Origin of the sequence: Arthrobacter psychrolactophilus (assembly GCF_003219795.1) — a bacterium.
GTDB classification, from domain to species: domain Bacteria; phylum Actinomycetota; class Actinomycetes; order Actinomycetales; family Micrococcaceae; genus Specibacter; species Specibacter psychrolactophilus.
Genome location: NZ_QJVC01000023.1, coordinates 50139 through 63581 on the forward strand (window position 1 = coordinate 50139; position 13443 = coordinate 63581).

The 13443-nt window shown below is 60.8% G+C and carries 14 protein-coding genes; 3 read left to right on the forward strand and 11 right to left on the reverse strand.

The features are described 5' to 3' along the window. Nucleotides 1-15: 15 nt before the first annotated feature. The 8 genes from CVS30_RS15870 to CVS30_RS15900 all read right to left on the reverse strand — a co-directional run bounded on the left by CVS30_RS15870 (nt 16) and on the right by CVS30_RS15900 (nt 6291). A complete protein-coding gene (locus CVS30_RS15870; protein ID WP_110486532.1) occupies nt 16-1287 on the reverse strand; it encodes an MFS transporter in 1272 nt (423 codons plus the stop codon). 59 nt (nt 1288-1346) lie between these two features. Further along, complete coding sequence (locus CVS30_RS15875; RefSeq protein WP_306418788.1) at nt 1347-2225, reverse strand: SseB family protein; 879 nt, start codon at nt 2223-2225, stop codon at nt 1347-1349. Between the two features lie 12 nt (nt 2226-2237). Next, on the reverse strand, nt 2238-2972 hold the full coding sequence (gene priA / locus CVS30_RS15880) for a bifunctional 1-(5-phosphoribosyl)-5-((5-phosphoribosylamino)methylideneamino)imidazole-4-carboxamide isomerase/phosphoribosylanthranilate isomerase PriA (protein WP_110486534.1): 735 nt from the start codon (nt 2970-2972) through the stop codon (nt 2238-2240). Between the two features lie 62 nt (nt 2973-3034). Next, a complete protein-coding gene (locus CVS30_RS18025) occupies nt 3035-3190 on the reverse strand; it encodes a CG2302 family histidine operon protein (protein WP_181419826.1) in 156 nt (51 codons plus the stop codon). Continuing rightward, nucleotides 3190-3891: an imidazole glycerol phosphate synthase subunit HisH gene (hisH, locus tag CVS30_RS15885; protein ID WP_110486535.1), complete on the reverse strand. Its 702-nt coding sequence runs from the start codon at nt 3889-3891 to the stop codon at nt 3190-3192. The genes CVS30_RS18025 and hisH overlap by 1 nt, the downstream gene beginning before the upstream one ends. After that, on the reverse strand, nt 3888-4508 hold the full coding sequence (gene hisB / locus CVS30_RS15890) for an imidazoleglycerol-phosphate dehydratase HisB (RefSeq protein WP_110486536.1): 621 nt from the start codon (nt 4506-4508) through the stop codon (nt 3888-3890). Before hisB ends, hisH begins: the two co-directional genes overlap by 4 nt. A 172-nt stretch (nt 4509-4680) precedes the next feature. After that, entirely contained in the window at nt 4681-5778 is a 1098-nt protein-coding gene (locus CVS30_RS15895; protein ID WP_110486537.1) for a histidinol-phosphate transaminase, read from the reverse strand. Nucleotides 5779-5919: 141 nt separating this feature from the next. Next, nucleotides 5920-6291: a LysM peptidoglycan-binding domain-containing protein gene (locus CVS30_RS15900; RefSeq protein ID WP_110486538.1), complete on the reverse strand. Its 372-nt coding sequence runs from the start codon at nt 6289-6291 to the stop codon at nt 5920-5922. Nucleotides 6292-6567: 276 nt separating this feature from the next. On the opposite strand from CVS30_RS15900, the gene lexA reads away from it, so the two are divergent. After that, nucleotides 6568-7311: a transcriptional repressor LexA gene (lexA, locus tag CVS30_RS15905; RefSeq protein WP_110486539.1), complete on the forward strand. Its 744-nt coding sequence runs from the start codon at nt 6568-6570 to the stop codon at nt 7309-7311. Between the two features lie 91 nt (nt 7312-7402). Here lexA and CVS30_RS15910 read toward each other — a convergent pair whose 3' ends face one another. Both CVS30_RS15910 and hflX read right to left on the reverse strand, forming a co-directional pair. Then, the gene (locus CVS30_RS15910; RefSeq protein WP_110486540.1) at nt 7403-9430 is read right to left on the reverse strand and encodes an ATP-dependent DNA helicase; all 2028 of its coding nucleotides are present in this window, start codon (nt 9428-9430) and stop codon (nt 7403-7405) included. After that, nucleotides 9423-11093 (reverse strand): GTPase HflX, encoded by a 1671-nt coding sequence (gene hflX / locus CVS30_RS15915; protein ID WP_370801160.1) that lies wholly within the window; start codon nt 11091-11093, stop codon nt 9423-9425. Before hflX ends, CVS30_RS15910 begins: the two co-directional genes overlap by 8 nt. Nucleotides 11094-11252: 159 nt before the next feature. On the opposite strand from hflX, the gene CVS30_RS15920 reads away from it, so the two are divergent. Continuing rightward, on the forward strand, nt 11253-11891 hold the full coding sequence (locus CVS30_RS15920; RefSeq protein WP_110486541.1) for a class I SAM-dependent methyltransferase: 639 nt from the start codon (nt 11253-11255) through the stop codon (nt 11889-11891). A 67-nt stretch (nt 11892-11958) separates the two neighbouring features. Here CVS30_RS15920 and dapF read toward each other — a convergent pair whose 3' ends face one another. Beyond that, on the reverse strand, nt 11959-12876 hold the full coding sequence (gene dapF / locus CVS30_RS15925; protein WP_110486542.1) for a diaminopimelate epimerase: 918 nt from the start codon (nt 12874-12876) through the stop codon (nt 11959-11961). A 336-nt stretch (nt 12877-13212) separates the two neighbouring features. On the opposite strand from dapF, the gene CVS30_RS18175 reads away from it, so the two are divergent. Further along, on the forward strand, nt 13213-13443 hold a 231-nt coding region (locus tag CVS30_RS18175; RefSeq protein ID WP_220033938.1), incomplete at its 3' end, for a hypothetical protein.

Here is a 13443-nt window from a genome sequence, read left to right on the forward strand (position 1 = left end):
CGGTTTGTTAAGGGGCTAGAGGCCTCGGGCACTGCGGCGGCGCCAAAGCCCCATGGCCAGCAGGCCCAGGATAGCCAGAACCGTGCAGATCACTCCAACGATGGCGAACCCGGCCCAGGGACCGATGCTATCGATCATGGCGCCGGCGAACGGGGCGCCCATGGCATTACCAATCGTCATGGATGAGCCGTACCAACCCATGGCCTCACCGCGACGCTTCTCCGTCACAAGGTCAGCAATGTGCTCAGCACTAGAGGTGAGCACAGGGACGCACAGCAATCCCGGAAGAATGGACAGCAGACCCAAGGTCAACGCGTTTGTGGCAAATCCCATAGGGATGATGAGCAAGGCCATGGCTCCCAGAAGCCATAAAGGGTTCACGGAGCGCTTGAGGGCACCGTAAACAATGCCGCCAACGATAGATGCGCCACACCAGAAGAGGAAAACAATTCCGAGATCACTCGAGGTGTCATTGTGCTGCATCATCGCTACCATGCCCACATTGACACCCGTGAGGACCAACCCGGCGCCAAGGGATGTGGCCAGAATCGCTAGGACCGCAATATTGACCCACCGGATATTATGCCGAGTGGTCTCCCACCAGCTCTGCATCCTACCCTTACCCACCAGATTCGGAGCTGGCTGATCCTCAACGAGATCGAGAGGGTGAACCTCGGGCTCGTTCACATCGATGAAGGAGCCCTTGTGACCTGTGCGTGTTGGAGGGTTGAACCACATGAGGAAAATGCCGGCGAGGGAGGCGCTGACGCCGATGATAATTAAGCCGATCACCGTGTTGTTGGTAGCCAACATGACACCGGCGGCCGGTCCGACCATGAAGGTTAGTTCCCCGCCCATGGAGTCTAGGGCGTAGGCTGTGCGCCGCTGTTCCTGTGGCACCATGACGCCGAGGGCTTGGCGAACCACCGAGAAAATAGGGACCGCGAAGAGTCCGCCGATGAAGGCCGCCACGATCAGTAACTGGAAATTCAGGAAGGGCGCGGTGCCCCACACCACCACCTCGGCAATGACGGAGGGGATCAAGGCCTTGCGAAGACCGTAAACATCCACCATGCGTCCACGCCACGGTGCACCGATGGCCATGCCGACGGTGATGGCGGCCGCGATGGATCCTGCCGCGGCATAGCTCAGATGCATAGACTCCACGACGTGCAGGGTCAGCAGGACTCCTGCTGCTGCGTGGGGAATACGCGCCAGAATGGCGATAATCAGTAGTCGTCGTACAGGTCCAACCGCGAGGATCTCGCGGTAGGCAGCAAAATTCACTTGTTATGACTCTCTCTTGGGATTTACCGGCAAGAGAGCCCGGGGCATCTTGCTGCGGATTAGGTCTGTTGCGGGTGGCGTAGGCGAATCTGAATCGAATCAACGGCAGAGGCAAAAGCTTCCTGCGCAGCCCAATAAGTTTGCAAGGAGTTCAGCACGTCATTGACCGCCGACTGGTCGAGCCCGGGTAATAACGTGATGGTGACACAGAGTTCTGGTCCGGTTCCGCCGCCGCGAACGAGCTGTTGGCCCGTCGGAGCATTGCTGTCCCAGAGGGATTCTATGCCCTGCCCCGCACTAGCGGAAATGTCGACGACGGCTCTGTTACCAAGCGCCGACACAGATTCGCGCAAGACCTGCGCAACCGCTACATCGCTATAGCTGGGTCGCCAAAGCTGTTGCTGAGCCAGGGCCCACATGGCCGGGCGACGCACCACGAAGGGGCGATCGGATCCGGGGTCAACCACCAAGAGCTGAGCCTCCTCGGCAACCGCCGACAGGGCGGCACGTGCGGCGTATACAGCGACGGGGCGCGCTGCCGGATGCCACTTGGCCAGGGCGTCCGCATGGGAAAAGACGGGCAAGGCTCGGCGGCCGTCCGGACCCTGCAGTGTAACGAGCGCCATGTCCGACTCCTTGTCGGAGACCAGGCCATTCTCACCGACGGTTTGTTCCGCGAGCTGCGCCACGATGGGAATGAAGACGCGCGCCGTAGCCAAGGCGGCTATGACCGCTTCTTCTGTTCCGTCACCGGTGGCGAGCGACGCCAAGGCGGCGGCAAAGCCAGCGTCCATGGCGCCGTCGTCCGCATCAAAATTGTGGTACTTTTCCTGCGCTGGCAGGTCACGACCGGCCCAAGGCTGCCCGGCCGAGTCGGTGATTCCACCAGCGCCGGCCAGTGCGGCGGCGATGTGTCCGGGCAGCTCTTTTTTGGGCATCTGCGTCATGATTTAGCGGCGGCCTGCAACGTCAAGGGCCTGCGGCAGCGTGAACTGGCCGGAGTAAAGTGCCTTGCCGACAATCGCGCCTTCCACACCCTCGCCGACCAATTCTCGCAGCACGCGCAGGTCCTCGAGGCTGGAGATACCGCCCGATGCCACGACGGGCTTGGAGGTGCGGGCACACATCTCGCGCAGCAATTCCACGTTCGGGCCGCGCAGGGTGCCGTCCTTCGTGACATCTGTGACGACATAGCGGGCGCAGCCAGCGTCCTCGAGGCGGGCCAAAACTTCCCAGATGTCGCCACCTTCCTTGGTCCAGCCACGGCCTGCCAAGGTGGTGCCACGAACATCAAGGCCGACGGCGATCTTGTCACCAAAGCGGTCGATGACCTTCGCGGTCCACTCCGGGTTTTCCAAAGCGGCAGTACCCAGGTTGACCCGACCCACGCCGAGCTCGAGAGCCGCCTCGAGGGTGGCGTCGTCGCGCAGGCCGCCGGAAAGCTCAACCTTCACGTCCAGCGCCTGCACCATTTCGCTGAGCAGGTGCACATTGGATCCCCGACCAAACGCGGCGTCCAAATCCACGAGGTGAACCCACTCTGCGCCGTCATTCTGCCAGTTCATGGCTGCCTCGAGAGGTGAGCCATAGCTGGTTTCCGAGCCGGCCTCACCCTGCACGAGGCGAACGGCTTGGCCGTTCACGACGTCAACAGCGGGCAGCAATTCCAAAATGGGGGTGGTCATGGGATCCTCAACGTTGTGTGTCCTGCAAATGGATGGTGCGGCGGGGGCCGCGAGAAGGTCTCTTAGTTTTGAAGCGTAAACATATAGGCCGCCACGAGGGACATGATGGCCAAGACGGCGAAACTAATGGGAATCCAGCGGGCACTCTTTTGCTGGAAGAAGGTGTAGGCGCCGCCAATGAGCAGTCCTGCCAAGGCCATGAGAAGCAACGACCACATTAGTTAGCCACGGTACTTTCTGAGGCGCGGGCCGACGGCTTGAGCGATTGAACCCAGTTACGCAGCATGCGCGCACCGGCATCGCCGGACTTTTCCGGGTGGAATTGCGTTGCACAGAGCGGACCGTTTTCCACGGCCGCGATGAACGACGCACCATGCTCAGACCAGGTGACAAGGGGCGGGCGCATCTTGGGCTGCAGGACCTCGAAGTCCCAGGTCTGCACGCCGTAGGAGTGCACAAAGTAGAAACGCTCATCCTCGACGCCCTCGAAGAGCATGGAGCCCTCGGCAGCCTTAACGGTGTTCCATCCCATGTGCGGGACGACCTCGGCGGGCAGCAGCTCGACAGTTCCGGGCCACTCCCCCATGCCTTCCTCTTCCACGCCGTGTTCGACGCCAGCGTCAAAGAGCACCTGCATGCCGACACAGATACCCAGAACGGGGCGACCGCCTGCAACGCGGCGGCCAATCATGCGCAGGGCATCGACGTTCTTTAGCTCGGCCATGACCGAGCCAAAGGCACCAACGCCGGGCACGACCAGCCCATCGGCCGTCAGGACGTCCTCGGGCTTGGCACTGAGCGTCACCACAGCTCCGGCGCGTTCTAGGGCGCGGACGGCGGAACGAACGTTTCCGGACCCGTAGTCCAGGACCGTAACGGTCGGCTGGCTTATCTCACTCTTAGCGGCGTCGGCGCTCACAGTAGGCCCTTCGTGGACGGAATTCCGCTGACGCGGGGATCCGGCTCAACGGCCGAACGCAGTGCACGGGCGAAGGCCTTGAACTGAGCCTCGACAATGTGGTGGGGATCCCGGCCGGCAATGACGGTCATGTGGAGGCAGATCTGTGCGTGCAAGGTGATGGCCTCGAAGACGTGGCGCGTGAGCGAGCCCGTGAAGTGACCGCCAATGAGGTGATATTCCTGGCCGGCAGGCTCGCCGCCGTGCACCAGGTAAGGACGCCCGGACAGATCGACAACAGCATTAGCCAATGCCTCATCCAACGGCACGGTGGCTTCGCCGAAGCGACGGATGCCGGCCTTGTTGCCGAGGGCTTCCTTGAGAACCTCGCCCAAGGAGATCGCAACATCTTCGACGGTGTGGTGCGCGTCGATGTGGGTGTCTCCCGTGGCCTTGATGTTCATGTCGATCAAGGAGTGCTTCGACAGCGCGGTCAGCATGTGGTCGTAGAACGGAACCGAGGTGTCAATGGTCGAGACACCGGTGCCGTCGAGGTTGATTTCAACCAAGACACTAGATTCGCTCGTGGCCCGCTCGAGGCGAGCCGTCCGTCCCTGGCCTGGGGTGGTCTGAGTCATTGTGGCAGTCCTTTGATGTGTGCGCGCCACCCTGTCGCCGCACAGGGCAGGGGTGGGCATGGGGACGATCAATAAGTGTTTGTATCAGTTTAGAAGAGAAGACGCGTCAAAGCCCAACCAGTCCGCCTTCTCCTCCCCGTTACCGTACGACGGCGAAGCTCACCTTGTGCCGTTAGGCGCCGAGGATGGCTCGGAGTCCGGTCAGAAACGCGCTGGTCTCGGCTTCGGTTCCGGCCGTGACGCGCAGATGTCCGGGAATGCCGACATCGCGAATCAAGACGCCCTGAGCCAGGAGTGCTTCCCAGACCTCGCTCGGGTTCTCCAGTCCACCAAAGAAGACAAAGTTCGAGTCCGATGGGGCGGGGGTGAGACCCAACTCCAGCAACTCCGTCACAATGCGGTCGCGCTGGACCTTAATCGCTTCGACGTTAGCCAGAAGGGAGGTGGAGTTACGTAATGCCGCAACAGCTGCCGCCTGGGTGATGGCCGAGAGGTGGTAAGGCAAACGCACCAAACGCAGGGCGTCGGCAACTTCGGGAGCCGCGGCCATGTATCCCAAGCGAGCACCTGCCATGGCGAAGGCCTTGCTCATGGTGCGCGAAACAACCAGGCGGGGACGCCCGGGCAGAAGGTCAAGGGCACTGGGGGTGCCAGTATGTGAGAACTCGGTGTAGGCCTCATCGACGATGACGATGGCCTGCGATGCTTCACCGGCCTCATACACAGCTTTGACGACGTCGAGCCCAAGGGCTGTTCCCGTGGGGTTATTGGGAGAGCAGAGCAACACAATGTTCGGAGCGTGTTCGCGGACCTGTTCCGCGGCTGACTCGGCACTCAGGCTGAAGTCTGCTGCGCGTTGGCCTGCGATATAACTCGAGCCGGTGCCGCTGGCCAGGAGCGGGTACATCGAATAGGTGGGTGGGAAGCTCAAAACGCTTCGACCGGGCCCACCGAATGCCTGCAAGAGTTGCTGGAGGACTTCGTTGGAACCGTTGGCTGCCCACAGATTATCTTCCGTGAGGCCATGGTCCAGATAGGCTGCCAGTTCCTGACGCAAGACGGTAAATTCACGATCCGGGTAGCGGTTGAGCCCATCAAGCTCGGCGGCTACCGCGCTGATAATTGCTTCCTTGGCATCCGCCGGGACGCCGAAGGTATTTTCATTCACGTTCAGCAACACCGGGACATCCAATTGCGGCGCACCATAGGGATGCTGTCCGCGAAGATCGTCGCGGAGGGGCAATTGGCTTAGGCGTTCAAACTGATCCATGGTTCCAGCATATTTCTTTGCCCGTGAATGTCCGAACTCGCGACACCATGCGGACATGTTGCGTGACACGAGATGACGGAGTTCTTGTCGCCCCGCGGGACGGAACGACAAGTTAGCTTATTTGGCTCGCGGGGCGCTTCGTTACTTCGGTAGCGGGACAAAAAGCCGCTGCCCGGCTTGGATGACCCCACTGCCGAGATCATTCAAGGCCACAATTTCCAGCACGACGTCTCGAACATCACGCGTGGGATCTGTGGCAGCAGCGATGCTCCAGAGGCTGTCGCCCTGCAGAACGGTGACCGTGGCTGCATAGTCAGCCATATCCACCGCCGCATAGTTCACGGAGGCCTGTGCGGGGCTTGCCACGGAGCCAAGTGCGATCGCCAACAAGGCGAAAAGCATCATCGCTGCCGTAAGAATCGCCGGGATACCCAAGAAGACGAGGCGTCCGCGCCGGGTCAGGGTAAGTCGGGGAGCATTCAGGGGTGGTGCGGAGAAAACCATTGCATTCATGACTTCTGGTCCTTTCGCTGTGGAAGAAGACCCTGGACTCGAACATCCATTGGATCAAATATCCATCGCTTTACATCTTCGATAGAACGTATGTTCTAACTTGCTACTAGTACAGTTTTAGCACTTATTAACGACACTTGCCAAGAGTAGATAGAACAAATGTTTGAAATTGCCTAGTTTGTGGCTTAAACTTGTGAGACAAGGATTGGCCGCTAGATGCAGTCCACCAGCAGGCACTGACATTGTTCAGGGCAGCCACGAAAGGACCCAGGAACCATGGCGCTTCCAGAACCCCCGCACCGCATCCCCCAGGCGCCCAGCCGCGCTGGCATGAAGGGGTTGACCGTCCGGCAAAAAAAGATCCTTGAGTGCATTCAGCGCTCGATCGCTGACAAGGGCTACCCGCCCTCGATGCGTGAGATTGGCGACGCTGTGGGTCTCGCGAGCCTCTCCAGCGTCACGCACCAGCTGACCCAGCTCGAACGTCATGGCTACCTGCGTCGTGACCCCAAGCGCCCCCGCGCCATGGAGGTCCTGATCCCGCTCGTGCTGGATAACGGCGCCGTCGAGATCGAGGGCGTCAGCTCACCTGCAAGCCTGCGCAGTTCCAACGGCCTGAATTTCGCCGAATTGAGCAGCTCCTCGGACACGGCATTTGTTCCCCTCGTGGGACGCATTGCGGCGGGCGGTCCGATTCTGGCCGATCAGTCGGTGGATGACATCATGCCGTTGCCCCGCCAGATTGTTGGCAGTGGCGAGCTGTTTATGCTCAAGGTTCATGGTGACTCCATGATCGATGCCGCTATCTGCGACGGCGACTGGGTCGTTGTCCGGCAACAGCAAACCGCCAACAACGGCGACATCGTGGCGGCACTGCTCGAAGATGAGGCCACCGTCAAGACCTTCCGTCAGCGCGATGGACACACCTGGCTCTTGCCGCAGAACACCCGCTACGAGCCCATCCTCGGTGACCATGCCACCATCATGGGCAAGGTTGTCTCGGTGCTTCGCAGCCTGTAATTACTGTCGCAGCCTCTGATGGCACGACGACGTTAAGACAAGGGAGGCGCCCATCCAGGGTTGGATGGGCGCCTCCCTTGCGCTGTTAACGCTATTTTCCCGAGAGTCGCTTCAGGGCCGACAACGCCACCGAGCGGTCCTTGGTAGACCAGAACGGCGGCAGCGCTGCACGCAGGAAGCCACCGTAGCTAGCGTTGGCAAGACGTGAGTCCAGCACGGCTACAACACCACGGTCCTGGCTTGAACGAATCAAGCGACCAACACCCTGAGCCAGCCTGACCGCGGCATGGGTGGCCGAGATGGCGATAAAGCCATCTCCACCGCTTTGCGAGACGGCACGTGCCCGGGCCGTCACGAGCGGATCATCAGGTCGCGGGAAGGGGATCCTGTCGATGACCACGAGGCGACACGAGGCGCCTTGCACGTCAACGCCTTGCCACAGTGACATGGTGCCAAAGAGGCAGGTGTCGGGTTCGTCGGCGAATTGTTTAATGAGCCCAGACATGGAGGACTCTCCCTGACACAGGATCTTGACCTTGAGTTTCTTCCGAAGCTTTTCGGCCGCATCCTCGGCGGCACGCCGTGAAGAAAACAAGGCCAGCGTTCCTCCGCCGGCAGCCGTGATCAGGTCGCTGAGTTCATCCAGTTGTTCTGGCGACATGCCAAAACCAGGCTTTTTCAGGTGGGCAGCTACGTACAGCATGCCCTGTTTAGGGTAATCAAAGGGAGATCCGACGTCGGCCCCACTCCAGCTGGGAGCACTAGGTCCAAGAAGTCCCAGCCCGCCCGCCGTGGCCTGGAAGGATTCACCAATAGCCAAGGTCGCCGAGGTCAGCACGACGGTGCGATCGGTAAAGAGCCCCTCACGCAATTTCATAGCCACGCTCAGGGGCGCGATATTCAGGACCGCCGGTTCGCTCTCGTCGGCTTTTTGATATCCCTGACCAGGAATGAAGTTGCCTGGACGGGAGGCCCATACCACCTCGCGAGCGTCGTTGGCGACCAGGAGGCGCTCACACAGGTCAAAGATGAGGTTGAGCCGTGAACGGGCGATGGAGCGCCCACCGTCGGCGGCCGCGTTTCCGTCCGGCTTAGAGTCCGACAGTGCGACACGGACAGCGTCTCGCACCTGCTCGATCGCCTGGTTCTGCGTCTCGTTGAGCCCGTTAGGCAACAAGCCTTCGGGCACACCGGCTAGGGCCAGGTCCAGAGCCGCAGCGCTGGCATGCAGTGTCTCCACGGGAACGGCTGTGTGCTTACGGGTGCTGGAGGCTGCGGCCTGAATCATTTGCACGGACAACTGCCCTGTCACGGCACCCGTGACTCGATCCTGCAGTTCGTGAGCCTCATCTACCACCACGACGTCGTACTCGGGTAGCACGGCGATGCCTTCAAAGGCACTGATCGCCAGCATGGCGTGGTTGGTCACTACAATGTCAGCGTTGGCGCCGCGGGCACGGGCCAATTCGGCAAAACATTCAGTCGCCAGGGGACACTTTTGAGCGCCCAAGCATTCCATGGAGGTGACAGAGACCTGACGCCAGGCCTTATCGGTCACACCAGGCACGAGCTCATCACGGTCACCGGTTTCGGTGTCCTGAGCCCATTCGCGCAGCCGAACAACTTCCTTCCCCAATTGCGAGGTAGGTCCGGAGCTTGCCCCCGGTAGATGGGCAACGCTGGTATCTTCGCCGAGGGTGAAGAGCGCGCCTTCGCCCGTGTCTTCAGAGGGGAAACCTCCGCCAAGTTTCTGCTTGCAGACGTAGTTGCTACGCCCCTTGACCAAGGCCACGTCAATAGCTCGCGGCAGAATAGGCTCCAAAGCGGCCAGAAGAAGCGGAACATCACGTCCCACGATCTGCGCCTGCAGGGCGAGCGTGGCCGTGGCAATCACGGCCGGCTTCTCACTCGTGAGCGCATTGACGATCAGCGGGATCAGATAAGCCAGGGACTTTCCCGTGCCGGTTCCCGCCTGAACCAGAAGGTGATCGCCGCTTTCAATGGCGGCCACAACACGGCGCACCATTTCATGCTGGCCATCACGGCGCTGGCCGCCCATGGATTCAACCGCTTTGTCGAGAAGCGCTAGAGCTTGTTGCGAAAAGTCACTCTCAGGCATGCTGGACAAAGGGCTCAACCTCGGCGGCAAGGTCTTCACGGACGCGAACCGTCGCCAAGGTGCCATGCTCGCCATGCTCAACGGAGATGATCTCTGCATCTGTGCGGTGAAGCTTGTTCAGGACGTCGCCGCGATCGTAAGGAATCAGCAGCGTCAGAGTCACGCTCGGGTGCGGGATCGCCTCGCTGATGGCCTCCAGCAGCTCCTCGATGCCGGCACCGGTGCGAGCCGAGACAACAATCGTGCGTGGCTCATGCTGGCGCAGGCGTTCGATGACGAAGGGGTCAGCAATGTCGGCCTTGTTCAAGATGATGATCTCGGGGATCTTCAAGGCGTCCACCTCGGCAAAGACGGTACGGACAGCCGCGATCTGCCCTTCCGGATCCGGGTGAGAGGCATCCACGATGTGCAGAATCAAATCCGCGTCGGCGACCTCTTCCAGAGTGGAACGGAAGGCCTCAACGAGCTGGGTCGGCAAGGAGCGCACAAAGCCCACGGTATCGACAAGGGTGTACCCCAGACCATCCGCGGTCTCGGTCTTGCGGACCGTAGGATCAAGGGTGGCGAACAAGGCGTTCTCAACCAAGACCCCGGCATCCGTCAGACGGTTCAACAGGGAAGACTTACCGGCGTTCGTGTAACCCGCGATGGCCACCGAGGGTACGCTGTTGCGCTTACGGTTGGCTCGCTTGGTTTCCCGGGCTGGCTGCATGGCGGCGATTTCACGCCGCAGCTTGGCCATACGGGTACGGATCTTTCGACGATCCAATTCCATCTTGGTCTCACCGGGACCACGGGAACCAATACCGCCACCGGCGGCACCAACTCGTCCACCTGCCTGGCGGGACATGGATTCACCCCAGCCGCGCAGACGTGGAAGGAGGTATTCCATTTGTGCCAGTTCAACCTGTGCGCGACCCTCACGGGACTTGGCGTGCTGGGCGAAAATGTCCAGAATCAAGGCCGTCCGGTCAATGACCTTGACCTTGACGACTTCTTCCAAGGTACGGCGCTGCGACGGGGCCAGGTCACCATCGATAATGACGGTGTCGGCGCCCGTGGCATGGACGATTTCTTTCAGTTCTTGGGCCTTACCAGTACCTAGGTAGGTGGCCGGATCTGGCTTAGCACGACGCTGCACTAGGCCGTCGAGAACCTCGGAGCCTGCCGTTTCAGCCAAAGCAGCCAATTCTCGCAGGGAATTCTCGGCATCCGCCATGGTTCCCTTGGACCACAATCCGGCCAGAACCACGCGTTCCAGACGCAACTGCCGGTATTCAACTTCGGTGACGTCTTCAAGCTCGGTGGACAGACTCGCCTTGCGGCGCAGCGCGTTACGATCGGCCAATTCGCTCTGGTCACCGTCAAAGCGGCTGTGCTGGAATTGCAGTGACGAGACAGCTTGGGCCTGGCCAGACAAGGGGCGAGTGGAGGGAACACCCTGATAAGGGTCCTGAGCTTCCACGTCGTCGTCTTCGCGCACGGCACGTCCGGCAGCGGCATCCTTGGCGAGGATACGATCAATCACGGCTTCAATCTCGGCAACAGACATGTCTGCTCCGGAATCGAGGGCGTCGGCTGAGCCGTGGGCGTTCACTCCATGCTTGCCGGTTTCGGGCAGCGCATTGTCGTCGGAACGAGAGTGTGCAGATGCGTGGGACATATTCTCCTTAAAGGGGCTTTACCTCAATCTTAGTCCGCCCCACCCTCACGCACACCTTTACCGCCACGGTGTTGTGGATAAAGTCACCGTGTCCTCCTAAGCACTCTTAGGCGCGCCTAGATACCCAACACGGCATTTCCCCACTAATCTGGCATAACTATGGGTACTCAGGGTTCAGACCACTATTTCAGTTCACAGCCGTCCACACCGATGAAACGACGTCCTTTGAACGTCGTTCTCGCCGGTGAGAAACGCTCACTTCAGACCGCTGGCGGCATCTTTAGCCCCGACGGCGTCGACAAGGGCACCACGATCTTGCTTTCCGAGGCACCGCCGCCCTCCACCGAAGGCAATCTGCTCGACATCGGCTGCGGCTGGGGCCCCATTGCCCTGACACTGGCGCTGCGCTCCCCCGAGGCCACGGTATACGCCGTGGATGTCAACGAGCGTTCCCTCGAACTCACGACGGACAATGCGAAGGCACTTGGGCTGGCTAACGTTCACGCCTCAACCCCAGAGGCCGTGGATCCTGAGATCCGCTTCAGCACAATCTGGTCCAACCCTCCCATTCGGGTCGGCAAGGACGAGCTGCACGCCATCTTGTTGATGTGGCTGCCCCGCCTGGCCCACAATGGCAACGCCTACTTGGTAGTGCAGAAGAACCTTGGTTCGGATTCGCTGCAGCGCTGGCTCACGGTTGAGCTGGAGGAGCGTTTCCCCGAGGCAGGCTTCAAAGTGGTTCGCGACTCGACCAACAAGGCGTTCCGCATTCTCCGCGTCACGCGTACCCAGCCGTAAACGCAACCACAGCCGCAAAACTGAAGAAGCCGCCGGAACCATCAGGTTCCTGCGGCTTCTTCTATTTCTAGGCTAGGACGCCGTCAGCGACGATCACGGCCGGGCCACTGAGCTCAACATGCTCGCGACCGTCCTCGCCCGGGAAGAATCGCACGCCCACCACGCCACCGGGGATTGTCACGCTCCACACGTCGGGAGCGTCGCTGCCAGCCCAGAAACGGGTTGCCGCAGCGGCAGCGCAGGCGCCGGTTCCGCACGACAGAGTCTCCCCCACCCCACGTTCGTGAACACGCATACTGATGTGTCCGACGTCGTCCGTCACCAGCGGCTGAGCCGGGACGGCAAATTCCACATTAGTGCCGTGCGGCGGAACGGGCGTGACGGAGGGCGCCTCGTGAAGGTTGGCGGCAGCCAGTTCATCAAGATCACTCAGGGCGACGACTGTGTGCGGGTTCCCCATCGTGATGGAGACGGCGGGTCGTTCGTCCGGCAAACCGAGCGTCTCGACGAGCGAGTCCATCCCCTTGCCGCGCGCTTCAGGGTGGATGAAGTCCCACGGGCCCATGTCCACGCGGTAGCCGTCGTCCGTGCGCGAGACAATCTTGACGCCGGCGCGCGTGCCAATGGTCAATTCCTCGCCTGGCGCGAGCGTCACGAGGCCTTCGTTGATGAGGAAATGCACGAAGACGCGCACACCATTGCCGCACATTTCCGAGCGGGTGCCGTCGCCGTTGTTGTAGTCCATGAACCATTCGGCGGTGGGGTTCTCGACGAGCAGTTCCACGCCTTCCGGCACGTGGCGTGAGCGGACGGCGCGGATGAGGCCGTCCCCACCCAGGCCGCGGCGGCGGTCGCACAGTGCGGCGATCTGCTCCGGCGACAGAGTCCGATCGCCGTCGGGATCGGCCAGCAAAACAAAGTCGTTGCCGGTGCCGTGGCCTTTGGAGAAGCGCAGGCCTGTCAAGGGTGCCAAAGTCTCAGTCATGGTTTAAGCCTAAGGCACCTTTACCCTCATGACGCACGACGTCGGACACCTCCTAGGTGTGTTGGGTCGGTTCTGGTTTGTGACGGGAAAGCCGTGCTTGTTCTGGGGGTGGCTCTGCCCGAAGACGGTTGCCGAGCACTCAAGATTGATTCAGGCGCTCACCGGGACAGGGCTTGAGACACTCGGTGGGTACATGGATTCAGATACTCACTGGGCGTCTAGGTGCAGGTGTGGTGTTGAGTGTAGATTCCTCCACAGCCCTTGTGGATGTGTGGTTGTTGCACAGATTTGGGGTTGGTGGTGTTGTTTGTCAGTGCCCGGGATTAGAATATATGTATGGATGAAACGACAAAGGTGTCGGAGCAATCGATACCAGATGCGCAGGGCGGACGAGTGGGTGATCATGTTCATCAGCTCCTTCATCTCGCTCGCGCACTCAACCACGCCACCACCGTTTCTGAGGCTGGTGCGTCGTCTCCTGGGGTGTTGGTGGGTGCGCCGTTTGGTGTGGAGTTGGGTGGGTTGTCGGATCTGGAGTGTGTGGGGTGGGCTCAGGATTTAGAGCGG